At 43.7% G+C, this 21,159-nt stretch carries 23 protein-coding genes; 15 read left to right on the top strand and 8 right to left on the bottom strand.

The genetic code is table 11. The features are described 5' to 3' along the window. Nucleotides 1-355 precede the first annotated feature (355 nt). Nucleotides 356-928, top strand: a complete 573-nt coding sequence (locus OEX01_00970; protein MDH5447564.1) for a hypothetical protein — start codon at nucleotides 356-358, stop codon at nucleotides 926-928. Between the two features lie 208 nt (nucleotides 929-1,136). Here the strand turns inward: OEX01_00970 and OEX01_00975 are convergent, their stop codons facing one another. Beyond that, nucleotides 1,137-1,382, bottom strand: a complete 246-nt coding sequence (locus tag OEX01_00975) for a GNAT family N-acetyltransferase (GenBank protein MDH5447565.1) — start codon at nucleotides 1,380-1,382, stop codon at nucleotides 1,137-1,139. A gap of 358 nt (nucleotides 1,383-1,740) precedes the next feature. Here OEX01_00975 and OEX01_00980 point away from each other — a divergent pair, with 358 nt between their 5' ends. From OEX01_00980 to OEX01_01005, 6 genes are all read left to right on the top strand, one after another. Continuing rightward, nucleotides 1,741-2,319 (top strand): CBS domain-containing protein, encoded by a 579-nt coding sequence (locus tag OEX01_00980; GenBank protein MDH5447566.1) that lies wholly within the window; start codon nucleotides 1,741-1,743, stop codon nucleotides 2,317-2,319. Next, entirely contained in the window at nucleotides 2,282-3,115 is an 834-nt protein-coding gene (locus OEX01_00985; protein ID MDH5447567.1) for a CBS domain-containing protein, read from the top strand. The genes OEX01_00980 and OEX01_00985 overlap by 38 nt, the downstream gene beginning before the upstream one ends. A 120-nt stretch (nucleotides 3,116-3,235) precedes the next feature. Next, a complete protein-coding gene (locus tag OEX01_00990) occupies nucleotides 3,236-4,057 on the top strand; it encodes a CBS domain-containing protein (GenBank protein ID MDH5447568.1) in 822 nt (273 codons plus the stop codon). A 110-nt stretch (nucleotides 4,058-4,167) separates the two neighbouring features. Next, entirely contained in the window at nucleotides 4,168-4,734 is a 567-nt protein-coding gene (locus tag OEX01_00995) for a hypothetical protein (GenBank protein ID MDH5447569.1), read from the top strand. Between the two features lie 99 nt (nucleotides 4,735-4,833). Further along, complete coding sequence (locus tag OEX01_01000) at nucleotides 4,834-5,238, top strand: hypothetical protein (protein MDH5447570.1); 405 nt, start codon at nucleotides 4,834-4,836, stop codon at nucleotides 5,236-5,238. Between the two features lie 333 nt (nucleotides 5,239-5,571). Continuing rightward, a complete protein-coding gene (locus OEX01_01005; GenBank protein ID MDH5447571.1) occupies nucleotides 5,572-6,921 on the top strand; it encodes a dihydroorotase family protein in 1,350 nt (449 codons plus the stop codon). A 7-nt stretch (nucleotides 6,922-6,928) separates the two neighbouring features. On the opposite strand, the gene OEX01_01010 is transcribed toward OEX01_01005, so the two are convergent. Next, a complete protein-coding gene (locus tag OEX01_01010; GenBank protein MDH5447572.1) occupies nucleotides 6,929-7,369 on the bottom strand; it encodes a GNAT family N-acetyltransferase in 441 nt (146 codons plus the stop codon). A gap of 154 nt (nucleotides 7,370-7,523) precedes the next feature. Between OEX01_01010 and OEX01_01015 the strand changes: the two genes are divergently transcribed. The 3 genes from OEX01_01015 to OEX01_01025 all read left to right on the top strand — a co-directional run bounded on the left by OEX01_01015 (nucleotide 7,524) and on the right by OEX01_01025 (nucleotide 9,330). Then, nucleotides 7,524-7,949: a DUF3795 domain-containing protein gene (locus OEX01_01015; protein ID MDH5447573.1), complete on the top strand. Its 426-nt coding sequence runs from the start codon at nucleotides 7,524-7,526 to the stop codon at nucleotides 7,947-7,949. A gap of 63 nt (nucleotides 7,950-8,012) precedes the next feature. After that, on the top strand, nucleotides 8,013-8,771 hold the full coding sequence (locus OEX01_01020) for a class I SAM-dependent methyltransferase (GenBank protein ID MDH5447574.1): 759 nt from the start codon (nucleotides 8,013-8,015) through the stop codon (nucleotides 8,769-8,771). 58 nt (nucleotides 8,772-8,829) lie between these two features. After that, entirely contained in the window at nucleotides 8,830-9,330 is a 501-nt protein-coding gene (locus tag OEX01_01025; GenBank protein MDH5447575.1) for a Mut7-C RNAse domain-containing protein, read from the top strand. A gap of 12 nt (nucleotides 9,331-9,342) precedes the next feature. Here the strand turns inward: OEX01_01025 and OEX01_01030 are convergent, their stop codons facing one another. Together OEX01_01030 and thsB are read right to left on the bottom strand one after the other, a co-directional pair. Next, nucleotides 9,343-9,591, bottom strand: a complete 249-nt coding sequence (locus OEX01_01030; protein MDH5447576.1) for a DNA-directed RNA polymerase subunit K — start codon at nucleotides 9,589-9,591, stop codon at nucleotides 9,343-9,345. Between the two features lie 10 nt (nucleotides 9,592-9,601). After that, nucleotides 9,602-11,269, bottom strand: a complete 1,668-nt coding sequence (gene thsB, locus OEX01_01035) for a thermosome subunit beta (GenBank protein MDH5447577.1) — start codon at nucleotides 11,267-11,269, stop codon at nucleotides 9,602-9,604. A gap of 217 nt (nucleotides 11,270-11,486) precedes the next feature. On the opposite strand from thsB, the gene OEX01_01040 reads away from it, so the two are divergent. Then, nucleotides 11,487-12,170 (top strand): class I SAM-dependent methyltransferase, encoded by a 684-nt coding sequence (locus tag OEX01_01040; GenBank protein MDH5447578.1) that lies wholly within the window; start codon nucleotides 11,487-11,489, stop codon nucleotides 12,168-12,170. Between the two features lie 126 nt (nucleotides 12,171-12,296). Further along, a complete protein-coding gene (locus OEX01_01045) occupies nucleotides 12,297-13,070 on the top strand; it encodes a nitroreductase family protein (GenBank protein MDH5447579.1) in 774 nt (257 codons plus the stop codon). 157 nt (nucleotides 13,071-13,227) lie between these two features. On the opposite strand, the gene OEX01_01050 is transcribed toward OEX01_01045, so the two are convergent. Beyond that, nucleotides 13,228-14,610, bottom strand: coding sequence for an NADP-dependent malic enzyme (locus OEX01_01050; GenBank protein ID MDH5447580.1), 1,383 nt, complete (start codon nucleotides 14,608-14,610; stop codon nucleotides 13,228-13,230). Between the two features lie 336 nt (nucleotides 14,611-14,946). Here OEX01_01050 and OEX01_01055 point away from each other — a divergent pair, with 336 nt between their 5' ends. Continuing rightward, on the top strand, nucleotides 14,947-15,309 hold the full coding sequence (locus OEX01_01055) for a hypothetical protein (protein MDH5447581.1): 363 nt from the start codon (nucleotides 14,947-14,949) through the stop codon (nucleotides 15,307-15,309). A gap of 52 nt (nucleotides 15,310-15,361) precedes the next feature. Then, nucleotides 15,362-15,772 (top strand): CTP-dependent riboflavin kinase, encoded by a 411-nt coding sequence (locus tag OEX01_01060; protein MDH5447582.1) that lies wholly within the window; start codon nucleotides 15,362-15,364, stop codon nucleotides 15,770-15,772. Here the strand turns inward: OEX01_01060 and OEX01_01065 are convergent. The 3 genes from OEX01_01065 to OEX01_01075 are packed head-to-tail and all read right to left on the bottom strand — an operon-like array spanning nucleotide 15,749 to nucleotide 19,290. Beyond that, complete coding sequence (locus tag OEX01_01065) at nucleotides 15,749-17,260, bottom strand: CoA-binding protein (GenBank protein MDH5447583.1); 1,512 nt, start codon at nucleotides 17,258-17,260, stop codon at nucleotides 15,749-15,751. The genes OEX01_01060 and OEX01_01065 overlap by 24 nt on opposite strands. Nucleotides 17,261-17,309: 49 nt before the next feature. Beyond that, nucleotides 17,310-18,152: a coenzyme F420-0:L-glutamate ligase gene (locus OEX01_01070; protein MDH5447584.1), complete on the bottom strand. Its 843-nt coding sequence runs from the start codon at nucleotides 18,150-18,152 to the stop codon at nucleotides 17,310-17,312. Between the two features lie 25 nt (nucleotides 18,153-18,177). Further along, nucleotides 18,178-19,290: a carbohydrate kinase family protein gene (locus OEX01_01075; protein ID MDH5447585.1), complete on the bottom strand. Its 1,113-nt coding sequence runs from the start codon at nucleotides 19,288-19,290 to the stop codon at nucleotides 18,178-18,180. A gap of 186 nt (nucleotides 19,291-19,476) precedes the next feature. Between OEX01_01075 and OEX01_01080 the strand changes: the two genes are divergently transcribed. Then, nucleotides 19,477-21,159, top strand: a complete 1,683-nt coding sequence (locus tag OEX01_01080) for a methylmalonyl-CoA mutase family protein (protein ID MDH5447586.1) — start codon at nucleotides 19,477-19,479, stop codon at nucleotides 21,157-21,159.

A 21,159-nucleotide genomic window follows, 5' to 3' on the forward strand; every position in this document is an offset into this window, starting at 1 on the left:
CGGCTCCGTCTTGACAATAATTGTTATAGGCTTCTTGCTTATCTGGGTTGCTTTGATACTTCTGACAGTGGCATTCTTCCAGATTAGGGCAGAACCCACTCAGCCACCTCCAATGACGCCTTCATAAAATTTACTCTAAATCACCCAAACGCGCGCGCTTCCACTTCATGCATGCCAAAAGGCTTAAAATCACTATATCTGAATCGTATAGAGGAGTTCAAAATGGAATACGAAATAAAGTATAAACCGTCTTATTCAATGCTGGTCGTCAATTTAGAGCAAGATGAAATAATAACTGCGGAATCTGGCTCCATGACATTATTGTTTTAGATTTGAAAGGAAGAGGAAATGTAAGATGGCAGAAACTGGGTCAGAAAATGGTTCCGAGATCTGGAAAAAATTCCTGAGAAAGCATTGGAACATGCTTGTTTTATTTGTAGTAGGAGCTATTTTGGCATCGATCGGTGCAATTCTGGTCTATTTATGGTTTGTAGGAGATGCTCAATCAACTGGTCTGGTTCCTACGACTTTACGTCTATGGACGATGGGACATTTAGTGACTTTCTTATTACGTCTGATTCTCTGGGAAGTTCTCTTCATCGGAATCCCGGTAATTATAGCAGCAGTAGCAGGTTGGCTATGGTGGAAAAAATTACCTGATGAGGAAAAGAAAGAATATCATTTCTTTGGCACTCGCTCGCGCGCGACAAGCGAGGGGGGAGGATCAATATCGCTATTGGTTTTAATTGCGTTCTGCATCAAGGTTTTCACTGATGGAAACTGGAATGTTGCTTTTGCAACTTGGACATTTGACTATCTCGTGTATTCCTTGCTTTGGGCATTTATCTGGATTTTAATCATCTTCGGGATTCCTATAGCTATAGGAATCATCTGGTGGATAAACCATGAGATGAAAAAGAAGCCCTAGAATCTTTTTTGCGAGCGCTTCACTTACACTCTCCTAGTCTCTTCTCAATGTGTGCGCGCGCCAATTCCCCACACCTTTATAAAGAGCTAAGGAATGCGTTCCCAAGCCCTATGGAAAAAACGTTTTTGGGGAGTCCCTAGAAGAACAACCACGAACCACGCTAAGGTATTATAGAAATAAAAGATGACATTAGTTTTATGTTTTTTCCTTAAGATGAAAGACCATCTTTTTTCTTTCGTTTTAGCGAAGCCAAGCTTCCCGTAAAACGCAGCGTAGGGATATTCACCCTTAAAACTGAAAGTTCCAGCCATTCTTTGCCCAGTTGCTTAGCCAATTTATGAGCATAGTCTAACATGTATGTGGCTATTCCAAGTCTTCTGAATTCAGGGGCAACAACTAAGCTACTGACATACAAAATATCAGGCTTTTCACGGATGACAAATATGCCAACCATATGGTTCTTCAATTAGCAAAATACCGTTTTCCCCAGAAAGAATAACCTCCATTGCCAGAATATATGGTATAACCGTTAAGGGGGACAACGGTTGAGGGCTCTCAAAAAATAAACGATTTCCACCGTCACTATTTTTTAAAAAAAAGTTGAACAGATTGAAGGAGAAATGCTTATTCCTCTTTACGGGTTAACTTGAAGGAACCGGCAAATATCTTGCAATGTGACAACTTCCATTCAGAATTTTTGCTACGTAAAGTTATTTAAACCTACACACGCAAAATTGAAATTTAATAGATGGTGAGGGTTTAACAACATTTTAATAAATCTTCCATTTATTCTCGTATGTGTGGGAATAGCAGTGGCTGAATTCGGTTTAAGAACCCGAATGCTCGTCAAAGACGTCATGTCTAGCCCCGTCGTTACAGTTGACGAAGACGAGACGGTGGATAAAGTAGCTCAGTTTATGGATGTGCAACGGTTAGGCTGCATAATTGTAACTGACGAGGAAGGAAGACCTTTGGGAATAATTACTGAAAGAGATCTTGTAACACGAGTTCTAGCCAAGAACAAACTATCTAGCAAGCTTATTGCAAAAGACGTTATGACGTCGCCTTTGATCACTATAAACCCTGATGAAACTCTCAGTAACGCAGCAAGGTATATGAGCAGGCTAAACGTGCGGAGACTCGGCGTAGTTTACAAGGGCAACCTCGTAGGTATTATTTCAAGCAAAGATGTTTTAGCCATCACACCCGAACTCATAGAAACCATTCAAGAAAAAACTCGCATTGAAAGCGGAAACATGGAAGAAACGCTGGAAAGCTCTCCGATGGCTGGATACTGCGACCGCTGTGCACAATGGTCAAGTAGACTGAAGGAAGTAGAAGGCGAATTTCTCTGTGAGGACTGCTTCACCGACAGTGGAGGCGAGTATTAGAAGGGCTGATTGTTTGCTCGTTAAGGAACTAATGAACCACAGCTATCCCTCACTCTATGCAGGCGAGCTTGCAACAAAAGCAAGAGCGGCCCTCCGTAACCGAGACTTGAGAGTTCTACCAATAATTGACGAGAAAAAACGCCTAGTCGGCACTCTTTCACACCGCAACATCATGACCGTGACCTCCTCCATCTCACCTATACACAATAAAGGAATTATGACCATACCACTCTTCGTTGCCACTATGGATATGGACGCTCTGCAAGCTTTGAGAGAAATGAATCGCCTTGACAAATGGTACATTGCCGTGGTTAAAACTTCACAAGACAAAACTTACATGGGAATGTTAGGACTAGAAAACTTTATCGCTGCCTTTTTGAAAAAAGAGTCTCCAAAACTTTCGGCACCTGTCTTTGAAATTATGTCAAGGAAAATAGTTACTTGCTCGCCAGAAGACGAAATTGACAATGTCTGGCGTGGGATGCTGGAACGCAAATTTTCCAGCTGCCCAATTGTGAGGAAAAAAAGGTTGATGGGCATCGTCACTCAAGCTGACATGCTTGACAGCGGTTCATTCTTCCCCGCGTTCGAGGCAAAGAAAGGCAGATTCAAAAAATCTTCAAAGGTTTCCTCTGTCATGAAAACATCTGTATTTTCTCTTAAACCCACGACGACGGTGAGAGAGGCTGCTGAACTCTTGCTTAAGAAGAACGTTGGACAGCTGCCTGTTGTTGACGAGAAAGGCGAGCTTGTAGGCATAGTTGATCGAGAAGATGTAGTAAAATCACTTGTTTGAGGTTCGGTTTTAGATTTGACACCAAGTAGTAGAAAAAGTGAAAGCTTCAGGCGAACACTGCGAGAGGGGGGACCAGTAAAATTGAGGACTCACTCCTCTAAGCCCCGTGAAGGAGAAATCATGACAATAGCGAATAGCTCAGTTGTCACGGCATCGCTTACAACTTCTGTTTACGATGTTGTTCATATTATGGCAAAGGCAGGATTCCGCCGCATACCCATCGTAGATCCAGGAACGAAGAGACTTCAAGGAATAGTTACGAGCACCGATATGGTCAGCTATCTAGGTGGAGGCGAAAAATTTCAGATAATTCAACAAAAATTCAAAGGGTCTTTCTTCAAAGCAATAAATGAACCAATTAAGTCGATTATCCAGCCAAACCCACCATCAATAAGAACCACAGCTACCATAGGCGACGCGATTAGACTTATGAAACTACACGGAGTAGGCGGCTTACCCGTAGTAGACAACGCAAACAGGGTGTGGGCGATTGTTACCGAAAGAGACATATTAAGCATTTTCAAGGGAAAAATCAGCGGAGTAAAAGTTGTAGATTTGATGACGAAAAACGTGGTCACAGCAACTACTAAAACTACAATTTTCGAAGCTGGAAGAACAATGGTGGAAAAGAGTTTTCGCCGTCTACCTCTTGTGTCTGACAGCAAACTTGCCGGCATAGTAACTACTATGGACATAGTTAGATTCTTCGGGTCTGGCGAAGTGTTTCAACATTTGCGCTCCGGAACTATCCTTCAAGTTCTCCAAACCCCCGCTTTGAAAATAGGCGCCAAAAACCTAATCACCATCGCTCCAAGTGAAGATTTAGGCGAAGCAGCAAGAATTATGAATGAAAAGAACATTGGTGCATTACTTGTTGTTGACGGCAAGTGGCTGGTCGGCATAATTACCGAACGCGACTTCTTCAAACTCATTAGCAAATAAAAAAATAACGGCCGCTTAGAAATATCAAAGCCACCCAGCCTTTATATCGTTAGTACGTGCACACAAAAACTCTAAATTTTCTATAGACTAAATACTAAGAGGAATGCTTTATGCCTATAAGCAAAAAAGATTTTAAAAACGGAAAATTTCACAGCAAAGTAGAAGAAGAAATAATTTCATTTCTGAATGAACGAAAGGAACGGGCTTACACGTCCCAAGAAATAATGGGAGGAATCCATTACCACACCGAATTCAGCACTCCTGAAATTACTAAAATGTCAACTTTCGCCATAGCAGACTTTATCACACTTCTTTATGATTTAGTAAAAAAAAGAAAAGTCGAGATGAAAATCGTTAGGGGCCGAATGTATTTTACGACAAGAGGAAACGGCGTTGCTAAATGCCCCAAATGTGGATTAGAAATTACTGAGCCGAAAAAGATGTGGAAAATGGCTGGGCGTCCAGACAAAAAAGGCACGAGACTACAAATGCACATAGGACTTTTTGAATGCCCAAAGCATGGAACCTTCAGAGTAGTTTTAGACAAACAAAAGATTTCTACGCGTGTACAAACAAACCGCCAAACAAGGCAAAAGAAAAAACGAGTTGGAAGAAAAAAAAGCACAAAGAAGAAAAAGAAGAGAAAACCGAAATCAGACGCTTGGTCACTTCTATAGGAATTTACCACGCGCAAAACTGTTGTTTCGATTCATAATACCTTTAAGGATGCTAATCAAAGACATCATCAAACCAACCATAATAATATGGGGACCAAGTTGAAGAGAACAATTCGACGGCATAAACTGGGCTACGCCCTTAGCGCAACATTATGCTTCATAGGAGTTACTGCACTATTCGTAGTGATGCGGGAAACTTGGCCAGAAGTAGCTTCTAATCCAAACCCCGTATCTGCTTTTTGGTCGCTCCTCTGGACAAAACAGTTTAGTCCGATTCCCGGAGTCGAATTCAAGCTAATGTATCTCATAATCTTAGCAGTGGCGACACTGATTTCAGGAGCTGCAGTATTTGCATTTAGTCGACAACAGTTCTCTCTACCTGGGAAGACAATGAGGTTTCAATGTCCTTTCTGCAAGAAGTATTGGAGGGCAAGTCACGACAGAGGGCAAGTAGTATGTCCCCATTGTTATCATCTGGTTCATCCAAAAATGGATGAAAAATAAAACAAGCTTTGCAATTACGTCATTTCACCGATTATCCAAATTTCTAAAGATCGGTTTCGGTGCCAACAACGACGAGATTAGTTGATTCAGAAACATGTAGTATGCGACAAGTTCAAACCGAAAGCAATAGACCGATAAGAAAGCAACCTACAATAGAAAAGGCTCGCGACCCACCGCGTTTGTGAAGGGAGAGCTGATGTAATCAGACGTTCTTCCACGCATTCAACAAGATTCATTAATGAACCGCAAGCCAAAAGAAGGATTTGTGGTTTATATTTAATTAATGTTAAGCAAAGTATTCCACAGAATGGGAAGGACGGGTGAAAGAAAACTTTGACAGTTGAAATGGTTCTCCACAACGCGAAGGTCTACGTTAAAGGCGAAATTGTAGATGCTGGAATTGCAGTTGACGAGGGTAGGATAGTTAAGGTTGCAAAGGAAACAAATTTACCTTCTGCATCTGACAAAATTAACTTAGATAGATGTTTGGCGCTTCCTGGCTTGATTGATGTACATGTTCATCTCCGTGGTCAACTGCAAGCGTATGGGGAAGACTTCTTCACTGGAACCGCAGCTGCTGCTGCAGGCGGTTTCGCGTCGGTTCTTGATATGCCTAACAACGAGCCAGTTACTATGAATTCTGCCTCTCTTAGAGAACGGGCTAGGGTGGCTGAGCGCAGCATAGTGGCAAACGTGGGTTTCATTTCTGCATTTCCCCCAAGCCTAAAAGAGATTAGTAGAGTGGTTAAAGAAGGGGCGATAGCTTTCAAACTGTACCTCACCGCGCAGATAGGTGGGCTTGACGTTGATGACGACGAAGCCTTATTAGACGCTTTCAGCAAAGTTGGTGAACTTGGGGTGCCTGTGGCAGTTCACGCCGAAGACAGAAAAGCGGTAGAGGCTGTTGCAGGAGCAGAACAGAGGTTTGGACATGAGGGTGTAGAAGCGTATCTTAAAGCTCACACGCCTGAAGTGGAGGATAAAGCGGTTGAAAGAATTCTCAGACTCGCCCGCAAGTCTGATGTGCAAATTCATTTCTGTCACATAAGCTCTAAAAAAGTAGTCGTCGTCGTTAATGACGCAAGAAAAAACGGGCTGAAAGTTAGCTGTGAAGCTACGCCCCACCACATTTTGTTGACAGCTGAAGACTTGAAGCGACAAGGAACAATGTTGCTAACCACTCCTCCAGTGAGAAACAGAAACATTGTAGGGGCGCTTTGGAGCGCCGTGAAAAACGGTCAAATTGACATCGTAGCGTCCGACCATGCGCCACACTTGATAACCGAGAAAACGGCGGATTCTGTCTGGGACGTGAAACCAGGTATTCCCGGGCTTGAAACGTCTTTGCCGTTGCTTTTAACAAAGGTGAATGAAGGGCAACTTACCATACACGATTTAGTGAGGTTGACTGCGGAAAAGCCGGCGGAAATTTTTCACCTTAATGGACATGGTTTCTTGGAAGAGAGTTACGACGCCAACATCACAGTTGTTGATTTGCATCGTCGAGGTAAGATTGATGCGAGCAAATTTTATTCGAAGGCGAAGTATTCTCCTTTTGATGGGTGGCGGGTGAGGGGTATGCCTGTGAAAACTTTTGTGGGTGGACGGTTGGTTATGGACAACGGAGAAGTTGTTGCTGAGGCTGGAGTTGGCAGAATCTTGCGCAGCAGAGCTTTAAGATAAAATGTTTTCAGATATCTTCGCTTTTCCGTTTGGAAATATAGAGAATACCCTTGTGAGCTTTATATCCCATTTTTTGAAACGTACCGAGTGATTCTTCGTTCGGGACTTCAATCAGCGCACAAAAAATTGCGACGCCGCGTTTTTCTAAGGCTTTCTCTATAGTGTTAATAAGCTGCTGGGCGATTCCTCTTCGTCTATATTTAGGATCTACTGCCAGACGGTTTATCCATCCCTTCATTCTCTCTTCGTAACTGCCAATCACAACTCCCACAAGCTTTTCGTCGTGGAATGCGCCGATGAAAAACTCTGGGAAAGCATTCATCTGCTTCTCCATCATCTGCTTGCTATCTCTGCCTTTTGGCTTAAATGGTAAGCCTGCTCGTTTCCAAAGCTCAACTATGGCGTCGTAATCTTCTAACGTTAGCGTTTGAATTTTTATTCGTTTCAATTCTCAGCCTCTGTAGTCAATAGATGTCTTTCTTCGCATAGGGTGGACATGGTTTTAAATAGCTTTAACTGTCCTTAGTAAACACTTGTTTGTTTGTACACCTGACAAATGTTATTAAAACCTAATACAACAGGTAATTCGAGGGACACAGAGGATGAGCCAATATGAGAAAGAAAGTGAACTTGTTGCTTATTGTGGTATTTATTGTCGTTTATGTGATTACTACACTGGAAGAATCAGAGATTCTGTTGAAAATCTACTGGAGATTTTTAAAAGTCATGCCGAATTGAAACTTTTTTCTGATACCGCAAAGGCTTTTGACTTTGAGAATTTTGTTAAGGGTTTAGAATGGCTTTCTAACGAGATCTCTCCTTGCGTTGGCGGTTGCCGGGGCGGAGGAGGTTGGGAAGACTGCCCTTTACGTAAATGTTGTATTGAAAGAGGTGTTAAGCTCTGTTATGAGTGTAATGATTTTCCTTGTGAGACGTTGAAGAAATTTCCCAAACGTGTTAAGGAGCTAAATGAAATTAGGAATATGGGGCTAGAAAGCTGGATTAAAAGAACGTTGGAGCAAACTTGACAGGCGCGCGGGCTCCTCTTACGCTTTTAAGGCTCTTATGATTTCATTATTAGATGCTTTGAAATGAGAATATCATTTGACTCTGCTGCAGAAATCTATGACAAAACGAGAGGTCCGCCTAGGCAAATCATGAACCAACTAGTTAAGACGCTAATCAGCGAATTGTCCTGCTACGAAACCATTTTGGACATAGGCGTTGGAACTGGAAGATTCACAAAGCCTTTGCAAGACAACGGATTTGAGGTTGTTGGGGCAGATATTGCTAAGAAAATGATTAGCAAAGCAGTAAAAAAGGGTGCACACAACCTGCTTCAGGGCGACGCTTGCTTCCTTCCCTTCAAAGACAACTCCTTCGAAGTTGCGCTTTCTGTACATCTTCTTCATCTAATTAGCGAGTGGAAGATGGCTCTTCAGGAGATTTGCAGGGTAACTCGGAGAGTCATGGTTTCAATGACTTATGTAGGTGCGGATCTTGTTTGGGAAACCTATGATTGTCTGCTTAAGGGCTGTGGGTGTGAGAGTCATAGGGTTGGGAAAGGAGAATGGGAACTAGAAAGCTTAGTCAAGCCTGCTAAGTCTGTGTTTGTGGCTTCTTATAGTAGAAGCGCGGATAGACGTCTTACTCATATGAGTCAAAGAGCCTATTCGAGTCAGTGGCAAGTCCCAGAGGATGTAAACAAGGAAGTTGTGGATGAGTTAAAAAGGCAGTTTGGTGGAAAAGCGTTTCGTAAAGAGCTGCGCATCTTAGTGTGGGACATAAACGACTTGGAAGCCTACTGTAGCAGTTCTATATCAAATGGTTTTCACTCAAGAGTTGTCTAGGCGTTACTAAAGCGTGAAGAAAAATTTAAAAAATGTTTTATGAAGGAATCGAGATACAATGATAGCCAGAGACAGTGAACATGTTTTGAAGTTCGTTACAGATGGCATGCTTGGAAAACTAACCCGTTGGCTCCGCATGCTAGGCCACAACGTAAAATACGCCAATAACATAGACGACAGACTACTCATAAAAATCGCAAAAACCGAAAAACGCACCCTCCTAACAAGAGACGTAGAACTATACCAACAAGCAACAACCAAAAACACAGAAACCTTTCTCGTCGAAGGAAAAAACGAAGCAGAACGACTCGCAAACCTATCAAAACGATTCAACCTAAAACTCGAACTCAATCCCGACAACTCGCGCTGCCCCAAATGCAACACCAAAATAAAACTCGCAAAAAAAACCGAAATCGCCGACAAGATCCCCCTCTCCACAAAGATTTTCTACGAAGAGTTCTGGGAATGCCCAAAATGCGGAAAAATCTATTGGCAAGGAGCCCACTGGAAAAAAATCAACAAAACACTGAAAGAAGCAAAAAGATTACTAGCAAAATAAAATGAAGCAGGCTTATTCTTTTTGAAGAAGCCATTTAAGCGGTATGTCTTGAAACGTTCCATCCGGTAACTCTCTACGAATAGTCATGGGAAGAACGCCACTTTCAAGTTCGCTCAACGCAATATCAATGGGGTTAGAAAAAGTTGAAGGCTCTACTAGCAGAGGTGCACCCATAGCTACTTGAAGCGCCCTAGCACCCACTATCCGAGCCTTTTCGTAACGGGTTAACTTAGGAGGACCTACTTTGATTTTATTGTGCAAAGACGTCTCCCTAATACGCTCCAGCGCCCGGAGGCATTCCGCCCATTCCGCCCATACCACCTGGAGGTCCGGCAGGCATCTTCGCTTTACCAGATGCGATAATGTCGTCGATCTTCAAGATCATTGTCGCGGCTTCAGTTGCAGATTTTATAATCTGCTTCTTCACAGCAAGAGGTTCATACACGTCTGCTCTGTTCATATCAGCTACTTTGCCGTTGAAAACGTCTACCCCTGCCCACATCTCCCCTTTCTCGTGGCGCGCCCTTAACTCGGATATGATGTCTATCGGGTCTAATCCCGCGTTCTCAGCCAATGTCGTCGGCACGGCTTCTAACGCCTCTGCATAACGCATTACTGCTAGTTGCTCTCTTCCAGGCAAGGTTTCAGCGTAGTTTTTCAATACTCTTCCTATTTCAAGTTCCGGCGCTCCTCCGCCTGCCACAATACTTGGCTCTTCAACCACGTCTCTTATGACGCAGAGGGCGTCGTGCATCGAACGCTCAGCCTCGTCTACGATTCGTTCTGTTCCGCCACGTATTAGCAGTGTAACCGAGTGAGGATGTTTGCAGCCTTCAATGAAGGTCATTTTGTCGTCACCTATCTTGCGCTCTTCAACAACCGCAGCGTAGCCAAGGTCTTTTTTGGTTATACTGTCCAAGTTGCTGACTATTTTTCCGCCAGTAGCTTTTGTCAAGCCTTCCATGTCTGATTTCTTAACCCGCCGCACCGCTAGAATGTTCTTTCTAGCAATGAAATGTTGGGCTAAGTCATCGACACCTTTTTGACAGACAACCACATTCGCGCCTACCTTCACGATTTTTTCCACCATTGCTCTCAGCATATTTTCTTCTTGCTTAAGGAAAGCTTCCATCTGATCAGGGCTTTCAATGTTAATTTTTGCGTCAAACTCGGTTTTCTCAATCTCTAAGGCAGTGTCAAGTAATGCTATTTTGGCGTTTTCAACTCGTTTTGGCATTCCCGGATGAACTACCTCTTTGTCGACGACGATGCCGTTAATGAGCTTCGTACCCCTAATCGATTCACCTGGCTTCTTCTGGATTTTCACATCGTCCAAGTCAGCTTTATACTCAGTTCCTGCTTTCTGTGCCACTGAAAGAATGGCTTCTACCGCTAAGTCTGCGAGATAATCGCGGTTTTCTGAAACGAGTTTGCTTGCCATGGAAGTCATGGCTATTTTTTTGAGAAACTTTTTGTTTGTGGAGTTTACTTTGATGGCGATTTTATCCAGTGTCTCTAGGGCTTTTTCGGCTGCTTTCTTGTATCCGTCTATGATGACTGTTGGATGAACGTTTTTGTCGACAAGTATTTCGGCTTGTGATAGGAGCTCACCTGAGACTACTACGGCTGTTGTCGTTCCGTCACCGACCTCATTGTCTTGGGTTTTAGCCACTTCCACCATCATCTTAGCTGCTGGATGCTGTATGTCCATTTCGTCTAGGACTGTGCGTCCGTCGCTTGTTATGGTGACGTCACCGAAACTGTCGACGAGCATTTTGTCCATGCCTTTTGGACCGAGAGAAGACTTTACGGATTCTGCGACGATTTTTGCCGCCATGATATTGGCGTGTTGAGCGTCTCTTCCTCTTGACCTTGAAGAGCCTTCACGGAGAATTAAAACGGGAGTTCCCGCTAGTTCTGGTTGCGACAATTTTTTCATACACCTTTTGCTATTTATTATGCGGAACAACAGAAACAGCTTTGTAATATAAGTTTTTCTAAAGCCTTTCGCTGACAACATGACACTAATCTTTCTGTTAAGCGCTGAAGGTTAATTTACAAAGATTAAGGGCAAACCACGCACACACATATATTTCGAGAAGCGCTGAAATAAGAGCCAACTAATTTAAATCTCGAATTTTTCCTTAAATGGTTCTATGCACAAAGGTACATATTACAAAAAGAAGCTTTCAGCTAATAAACTCCTAAAATGCTATGAAATAGCCACTCCGAGGATCAAACAATATCTTAACGCGGAAATCCAGTTCGTCATTTCCAATTTTCACGATACAGATTTGGTTCTCGAACTTGGATGTGGGTACGGTAGAGTTATGAAATCGGTATCACAGTTTGTTTCACGGATTATTGGAAATGACATTTCAAAAGAAAGCTTAGAACTTGCAATGTCATACATGGAAGATTGTCAAAACTGTAGTGTATTTCTGATGGATGCATCTCAGATGTCATTTCGTTCATGTATTTTTGACATTGTGTTTTGCATTCAAAATGGCATATCCGCGTTTGGGGTCAACAAAAAACATCTCATCACAGAATCCATAAGGGTGACAAAAGACAATGGAATGATTCTATTTTCCAGTTATTCTCCGAAAATATGGGATGCTCGTCTTAAATGGTTTAGAAAACAATCGCAGTTTGGTCTTATAGGAGAGATAGATGAGAAGAAGACTTGTGATGGAACAATTGTGTGTAAGAACGGTTTTAGAGCCACTACTGTCAATAGTGACCAAATCGTTGAGTTGTTCGATGAATTCGGATTGAATGCCTCTATCATTGAAGTGGACGAATCCAGTATTTTCTGCAAAGCCGTCAAAGAAAAATAGTTTGTCGCTAAGATTGCGCACAACGCGCATGTTCGTTTTTTATGAACGGTAATTCTCTTTTCCAAAAAATATATGCGTGGGAGAATCTTGAATATATCCGACATTGCTTAGTAGGAAGAAAATGCCATGAAGAACAATCCTGTTATTCAAACCATGCTTGATCACAAGTCAATCCGGAAATACACAGATGAAATGCCCCCTGATGAAGTGATAGAGACAATTGTCAGAGCAGGTCAACAGGCACCTTTTGCTTCTCAATATTACAGCGTACTACTGTCGCGAAACAAAGAGCAAAACCCTTGGAAAGCACCGCTCTTGTTTACGATATGTGTTGATTCGCATAAATTTGAACTCATCATGGCGAAAAGGAATTGGAAGTTAGTCACAAACGATTTTACACTAATGCTTTTTGGAATTCAAGATGCAGCCTTGATGGCGGAGAATATGGTCGTTGCAGGAAGAAGTCTGGGGCTCGGAAGCTGCTTCCTTGGAAGTGCACCATTTAGAGCCGACAAAATTGCAGAAAAGTACGACTTGCCTGAGAGAGTGTTCCCTCTAGTACAATTGGTAATGGGCTATCCAGCAGAAAACCCGCCACCACGACCACGATATCCCTTGAAATTCACTCTATTTGAAGATAAATATCCCAAATTAAACAAAGATGCAATTTTAAAAGCAATGAAGACAATGGATAACGGATATCTTGCCCAAGACTACTACCGTAAAAACAACGCAAAAATACCGCTAAAAGGCAACCGTAAAGAAACATTCACCTACGACAACTATAGCTGGACGGAACACATATGCAGAAAATGGGGCCAGTGGTACCCAGACCCGAAGAATCTTCACGAACAATTAGAAAAACGCGGTTTCTATATCACCAAAAAAAGACCGAAATGAATACACCGCTCACAATGCTAAGAAAAATGCACGCTGAATAATTACTATTTAGATACCTAGCTTGTTTTAACAAGCAAGGTCTCGCCGTATCTTTTGAACTCTTCTCTCTAAGCCATTTCTAAACATAGCCGCCCAAATTAAAAAAAGAGAGGGGGTACTATGGACCGGTGGTTAGTATGTCTTCTTCTGGGGGTGGCGGTTTGATTAGCCCCTGCTTCATGAGAAGGTGAGTCGATTCTCTGGCGTTTTTGATTACGGCGACGGCTCTTTCCCACAGCTCTTGTCTAGATGGTTTGATGCGGGCGACACCCTCTTTTATGCTTTGCAGCGCGCAGGCGACTGCTTCACGAGGATAGACTTCCCATTCTTCCATGTGTGGAGCTACGTCGTTTTCGTTTATGCCTCTTTCTTCGGCAAAGCGGGCTAGCTCATTAGCTGCGGCTACGCACATGTCGTCTGTGACTGTTTTGGCTTTAACGTCTAGAACGCCGCGGAATATGGCCGGAAAGCCCAAGCTGTTATTGATTTGGTTCGGGAAGTCGCTACGTCCCGTGCCTATTATTCGTGCGCCGGCTTCCTTTGCTTCCCAAGGCCAGATTTCTGGGATGGGGTTGGCGCAGGCGAAAACAATGCTGTTTGTGGCCATTTGGCTAATCCATTCCTTTTTGATTGTGCCGGGACCGGGCTTACTGGCGGCTACGACGGCGTCTGCGCCTTTGAGAGATGCTGCTGTGTCGCCCGTTCTGCCTTCGGCGTTGGTTTTTTGGGTTAGTTCGTATTTCCACGGGTTGGTTTCTTTGATTTTTTCTAGGTCTGGTCTTCCTGCGTGGAGGATGCCTTTGCTGTCGACGAGGGTGATGTTGCCAGGCTTAAATCCGGCGCGGAAGAGGACATAAGCTGTACGAGTGTTGGCTGAACCGACGCCTACGAGGGTGATTAGGGCTTCAGAGGGTTTTTTGCCTACGATTTTTAGCGAGTTTAGCAAGCCTGCTAGGATGACCGTTGCGGTTCCCTGTTGGTCATCATGCCAGACAGGTATGTTGAGTTTTTCGCGTGCTTTGTCTAGCACGTAGAAGCATTTGGGCTTGCTGATGTCTTCGAGGTTAATGCCGCCGAATGTGGGCTCGATGAGTTCGCAGGTACGGACGATTTCGTCGGGGTCTTTTGTGTTGAGGCAGATTGGAAACGCGTCGACGCCGCCTAAGTATTTGAAGAGCAATGCCTTGCCTTCCATAACGGGTAGGCCTGCTTCGGGTCCTATGTCGCCTAGTCCGAGGACGCGGGTGCCATCGGAGACTACGGCTACGTAGTTGGATCGGTTGGTTTGGGTCCAGACTTCGTCTGGGTTTTCTTTTATTTTGCGGCAACTCGCTGCCACACCAGGGGTGTACCAGATGGCGAAGTCGGCTGGGCTGCGGATGGCGCATTTGGGCATGATTTGGGCTTTGCCTAGGTAAAAGGAGTGGTAGGCTAGGGCTAGTTTTGCGGGGCGTTTGGCTTTTTCGAGTAATTGTTCCACTGTAACTTTTTTTTGGGTCATTTGTTGTTAATTCTCCTTGCTTAGCGGAGAGATAGTGGCTTAACACATAAAACATTTAAACATTATGGAAAGCTCGTTCTTTCCTTCTATAGTTATTCCGCATGCTTCTGCTAGTGTTCTACCCTTTAGAGATTGATGTTTTCTCACATAATTGTAGTGAACAAACCAACTCAGCACGCCTCCAATCCTAGCCAACTACAAACTAAACGAAAAAACCTTAAAGAATGCAGAGAACTTGGGAAAAAAGTCGCCAAAACTCTTCTGTAAGCCAAAACGATGCGAAGAGAATAAAAACAAAAACGCAGTAAATACTTAGTACACGGAGAAAGCAATGGAATGAACGAACTCACAATAAAATACGAACCCTTCAAAGAAATCATAGTTATGCAATGCACCAAATTTGCCACCCCAGACGATTTGGCACGATTTACAAGCGTTATAGCAGGAGGAAAAACAGCAGGCATATACTGGGCTCAAGGCGTGGCATTTCTCTACTTCCCCTTATCCGCAAACACCGAAACAGCCGCAAAAGAACTCATAGAAAAAGGAAGAGTTTACTGGGCCTTCCTAAGCTACACTTCCATGCCAACTTACAAACCCCTCATCGAAACAAAAGAAAAAATAATCGTCCCAGTCCTCGATATGTCAACCAGCCCCCTGTTCCAAAAAGCAGCCGAATGGTTAAAAAAGCAAAAATAAGCAACTATACACGTAAACTGACAATGTAGTCTTTCTTATTGAAGGTAGGTAGATGAATTCTGTCAAAGTGAAAGGAGTAGTATTCAGCGGTGAAAAGGTTGGAAGCCGATTTATCGGAATTGCCTGGGCAAAAAAGCAGATTAGAAAAAAACTAGGCTTTGACCCTTATGTCGGTACATTAAATATCCGCCTTCCAGAAAGAGAAGCAAAACTTCTGAGAGAGACTCTTCAAGACTTTGAAGGCATCGAAATTACCCCTGCAAAAGGTTTCTTTCAAGCGCGCTGCTTCAATATACTAATAATGAATAAAATCAAAGGAGCTATCGTTATCCCTGAAAAACCTGATTATCCATCCAACGTTCTGGAAATTATTGCACCAACTTGTCTACGCAAAGCATTATCACTCACAGACAGCAACGAAGTTGAAATAACTGTCTTCTTAGAAGTCGACATCAAGGCTTAACGCGTGTCTTTTCGCATAAATTTCCAAATAATCATCAAAACAGTTATTTTTCTTCAGATATTTGCCATAATAGACCAAGGCAGCCATCGCTCGGGCAGCGTCCTCAGGTGAAGAGTAAGCGGGGATTCCCAGTTTTTCGAACCTTGAGCGTATGAACAACGCCATCTCGGTTTCTCCAATGTCACAGACGACAACAGGTTTTGTACAGTGCTTCACCAGATTTGCTATTAGGTCCACAAAGTCTTCCTGCAAAGCAGGAGTATGATGCAAACCTAGCAAAATTAAACCGTTGACTTCTGGTGCATCTAACAGAATTTTTGCTGAACGTTCAAACATTTCGGAAGTTGCAGATCCCGTGATGTCCACTGGATTTAGGTTTGTGGCAAACTTGGGCAGTTTTCCCACTTGTTTTAAGTTCTCAAACTTTGATAGAACTTCATCAGAGAACCTTTTAACGGTTAAGCCTAGAGACACGCATTCGTCGACAGCCATTACACTAGGTCCACCAGCATCGGTGAGAACTCCAATGTTATTTCCAGTTGTTGGTGGTTGAAAAGCAAAGGCTTTGCCAACGTCGAAAAACTCTTCCATGTCTTTAACGCGGAGGACGCCGACTTGGGCAAAAGCCGCATCATAAATCTTGTCGGATCCTGCGATGGCTCCTGTGTGAGAGGCAGCGGCTCTGGCACCAGCCTTAGTTTTTCCGCTTTTGAAGGCAACTATCGGTTTTCTTTTTGTAGCTTTTTCCGCAGCTTTCATGAATTCCCTCCCAGCTTCTATAGCTTCGGCGTAGAGGAGTATTACCCATGTTTTGGGGTCTTGTAGAAAATATTCAAGCATTTCGGCTTCAGCTACGTCACATTTGTTTCCGAAGCTTACGAATTTGCTCACTCCCATCTGCCTTCCAGTTAGGTAGTCAAGGGCGGCGACGCCGAAGGCTCCGCTTTGGGTAATCATTGCAATATGTCCCGCCATGGGGCGTGGAGTTGCGACAAATTCGTCTCCAGTTATTAGCACTTTTGTTTCTGGCAGGAACAGCATGTCGACTCCGGTGCTTATATCGTAAACGCCGAGGCAGTTAGGTCCTAGAATTCGAATGTTGGCTTCTTTTGCAACAGAAACTATAGCGTTTTCAAGTTCGGTGTTGCCAATTTCGCTGAATCCTGCGGTAATTATCGCAGCTACTTTGACGCCTTTTGCGGCGGCATCTTTCATAACTCTGAGAACAGCGGCGGCCGGCACAACGATTACCACCAGCTCGATTTCTCCAAGTATTTTAGATAGCGAAGGATAACTTTTGTATCCCAAAATGTAGTCTTCATGCGGGTTGACTGGGTATAATTCTCCTTTGAACACGCCTCTTCGTTTGTTTTCTGCAAAATTCTTAAAAATAACATGCCCAGCTTTGTTGATTTTTTTGGAGGCGCCTACTACTGCAACCGATTTCGGGTTGAAAAACGTGTCCATCTGCTTAACTATTGTGCTCATCTTAGTTTCTCCAGTTTAAGAGTCAACAGTACTTCAAGTATTTTTTGTCTCAGTATATGGACTTTACGATAACAATAGGCTTATGTTCTGTTTGTTCCAGCATTTTCCAAGAAACACCCGTTAAAGAGACGTTAAAGGTTTTAGCCATGTCCCAAACCGTTTTTCCAGCACCAAAGCCTCTAGCATTATCAGCCAACTCTGCAACATCCAAAGCTTCTTCAACACTTATCTTTACACCTGCAACTGCCAGTGGAGTGGCTCTTTTCTTTAGTTTGAAGACCCGCCCGATGATATAGGCGATAAACCCGCTTACAGACCGTATTCCCTCAATGGAGTCTGGTCTTGCTGTGAAGTGAAAGTTTCTCCAAGAATACGTTTTATCCGTATCCACAATTGTGACAATCACGTTTTTGCCTAATTCTGCTTTTATTCCGTCACGGACTGTTTCCGCTATGCGATAAGTGTTGTGCAGCGGCAAACTAACATACGAGTGTGGAAGGTTGCTGCCGTCAATTCCGCCTTCAGAGTCTGGCATTAATGCTTGTAAAAACCCGCAGTATTGCAAGGCTACTTGCTTATGGGCGCTGCCTTCTTGGGTGGGGTAATTTTTGAAGTGAGAGATTTTTGTCTTCTTAGAATGGCACAGTGGTCCGAGGACATATGTCCAAACATATCGCATCCAATATTTGGCTAGAAACTGCGCTGTTAAGCTTGGCTTCACCGCAGCTTCATCTATGATATTTCCAGTTGCCGTTGAAATTGCCTTTTCAGAAACTACTACAATATCACCTTCTTGCACTCTGCCTCTCAAAGCCGTAACCATCTTGGCAATATAATCTTCATTTGGCTTCCAGTACCGCGTTGTAACGGCTAAAGCTTTGTAGCTCTTCACGTTTTATCACAGCGTGGTGGAACTGTCACCGATAGCTCTTGCTCAGCGCTTTTTTAAGGAACTTGCGAAGCTGATGGAGTCGGGGGTGTTCACCCGTTGGGCTGCTAAGGTAATAGGCTGCAACAGCATTTGAAAACGCGAGTCTCAAGTCAACCGGGAAATCGTTTGCGTCTGCATATATGTTACCTGCATTCCAAGCGTCGCCAGCGCCTGTTGCCCGCAGAGCTTTGACCTTGAAAACAGGAACTATGGTGTTATCATTTTTTGTAAAGGTTGCTGAGTAAGTTGTGGTGTGGAGGTCTATGCGGCTGGTGAGCTTCCTGGCTAGAATTTTCGTGCATTCTTTCGCAGCAACTGTCATTGATTTGTGCTGTTGTTGGAGTTTACTCGTTTGTTTGGGAGCTACTTGTTTAGCGTAAGTGATGGCTTCATTTTCATTTAGACTTAGAACATCTATCAAGTTGCAGCGAAGCAAGACTTCTTTGACCATACTAGGAATTTCTGGTTTATTTGGGAGTGGGTCGGCTGTGTCGTAGTAGGTTTTGCCTTTACCTTTTGTTTTTGCATGGTGAAAAACTGTTTTTGCAAGTTCTGTGCCATGTCTTCGAGTGCCAGCCCAGTTGAAAACGCAAACATAGTCAGTCTTCTCTAAAAGTGCAAAGTCTTTTTCTGTAAGGTTGTCTGGACCGAAAATTTCTAAAGAGCCGAGGTCACGCAACATTACATTTCTCTTCTCTCCACCATGTGTAAATTCTAAGGCGGTGGTAATGGACGCGTTGCCATCTATCTTCACGTGTGAAAGGTCAACGTTTAATGGTTGAAGGTGTAGCTTGAGTAAGTTAAGCCCAAGCGTACTCGTGTAAACTATGGGAAAGACGTTTACGCCTAGAACAGCTAACGCTGCTGCCGTGTTAACAGCGTTGCCACCTCTAAACTCCACATGCGCCACGTTGTCTATGCTTCCGCCTTTGCGATTTACAACTTCAAATATGCTTCTGGAAAACTGTTTCACGTCGCCATTCCACGAGACGAAGCGGTCTAAAAAGAAGTCAGGCATCACGACCACACTGAATGATCTTGGTTTCAGCCTGCTTAGGTGGCTTAGCAGCTCCTCCACTTTTCGAGAAAGAACCTTCAAAGACAAAGCCTCTCTGAAAACGCATAGACCTTTCAGACAGATAACTTTTACATTTTGCACACGCGTGTGCAGAAAGTATTTAGCGCCTACTCACAAGACACCCAAATATTCACTAAGAAACAATAATGTTAACTCTTTCAGAGAACACTAGAATACAACAAAATTTAGACTGTGGTGAAACCGAAGTTGACGAACCCACAAGACTTGAGCTCTCTTGAAAAAGAAAAGGAGAAGTGGAAAAAGGAGACCGTGGAGAAAAGCCTAATACATCTTCAAGAAAAAAAGAGTAAGTTTCTAACCAGCTCAGACATTCCAATTGAAAGAATCTATACTCCCCTCGAAGTGAAAAATCTAGACTACATTCAAGATTTAGGCTTTCCAGGCGAATACCCCTACACCCGCGGCGTTTACCCAACAATGTATCGTGCCCGATTATGGACTATGCGACAATATGCAGGCTTTGGCACAGCGGAGCAGACAAACCAGCGTTTTAAATACTTGCTTCAGCAGGGCCAGACTGGCTTAAGTGTGGCTTTTGACTTTCCTACACAGATTGGACTCGACTGCAACCATCCTTTAGCGTTAGGTGAAGTGGGAAAAGTAGGGGTAAGCGTTGGCATCTTAAAAGAAATGGAACTTCTGTTTAATCGAATTCCCCTCGACAAAGTAACTACGAGCATGACGATAAACGCGCCTACCACGGTGCTTCTAGCAATGTACGTCGCCATAGCCCAAAAACAGGGTATTACCCAGTCGATTCTGGGCGGCACCGTGCAAAACGACATTCTCAAAGAATATGTAGCTCGCGGTATGTACATCTACCCGCCCCAACCGAGCATGAAACTTGTTACGGACGTCTTCGAATACTGTGGCAAAAACATGCCCCGCTGGAACACAATAAGCATAAGCGGCTATCACATCCGCGAAGCAGGCGCAACAGCAGTGCAGGAAGTTGCCTTCACCCTCGCTAACGGCATCGCCTACGTGCAAGCAGCAATTGACCGCGGCTTAAACGTAGACAACTTTGCTAGAAGACTATCTTTCTTCTTTGCCTGCCACGACAACTTTCTGGAAGAAATAGCCAAATTTCGAGCCGCCCGACGACTGTGGGCCCGCATAATGCGAGAAAAGTTTGAAGCTAAAAAGCCTTCGTCTTGGCAACTACGTTTCCACACACAAACTAGCGGAGTAGCGTTAACTGCACAACAACCCCACAACAACATCGTCCGCGTTGCACTTCAAGCCCTTGCTGCAGTGCTTGGAGGGACGCAAAGCTTGCACACAAACAGCTTCGATGAAGCTTATGCATTGCCGAGTCAAAAGGCTGTGACGATAGCATTGCGCACACAGCAAATTATCGCTTATGAAAGCGGTGTCGCAGACACGATTGACCCCACTGCCGGAAGCTACTGCATTGAAGCTTTAACAAATCAGATTGAGGAAGACGCTATGGGCTACATTGAGGAAATCGATCGACAGGGAGGGGCAGTGAACGCCATAGAAAAGGGTTACATACAGCGTGAAATCATTGAAAGCGCCTACAAATACCAAAGAGAAGTGGAGAGAGAAGAGCGCATAATTGTGGGTGTAAACGAGTTTGAAGCCGAGGAAGGAGCGCCTATCAAAATTTTGCGAGTTGACCCCACTGTTGAAAAGAAGGTAGTTGAACGGTTGAAACATGTAAAAAAGGAGAGAAACAACAGAAAAGTTGAGGAGACTCTCGATAAACTGCGTCATGCGGCTGAAGAGGGAACAGAAAACCTTGTGCTACCCATTTTGGACGCTGTTAAAGAATATGCTACAGTGGGCGAAATCTGCAACGTTTTACGGGAAATCTATGGCGAATACAAACCATTAACCATCTTTTAG

Source organism: Candidatus Bathyarchaeota archaeon (genome assembly GCA_029882535.1).
In the GTDB taxonomy this organism is placed as follows: Archaea; Thermoproteota; Bathyarchaeia; order Bathyarchaeales; family SOJC01; genus JAOUKM01.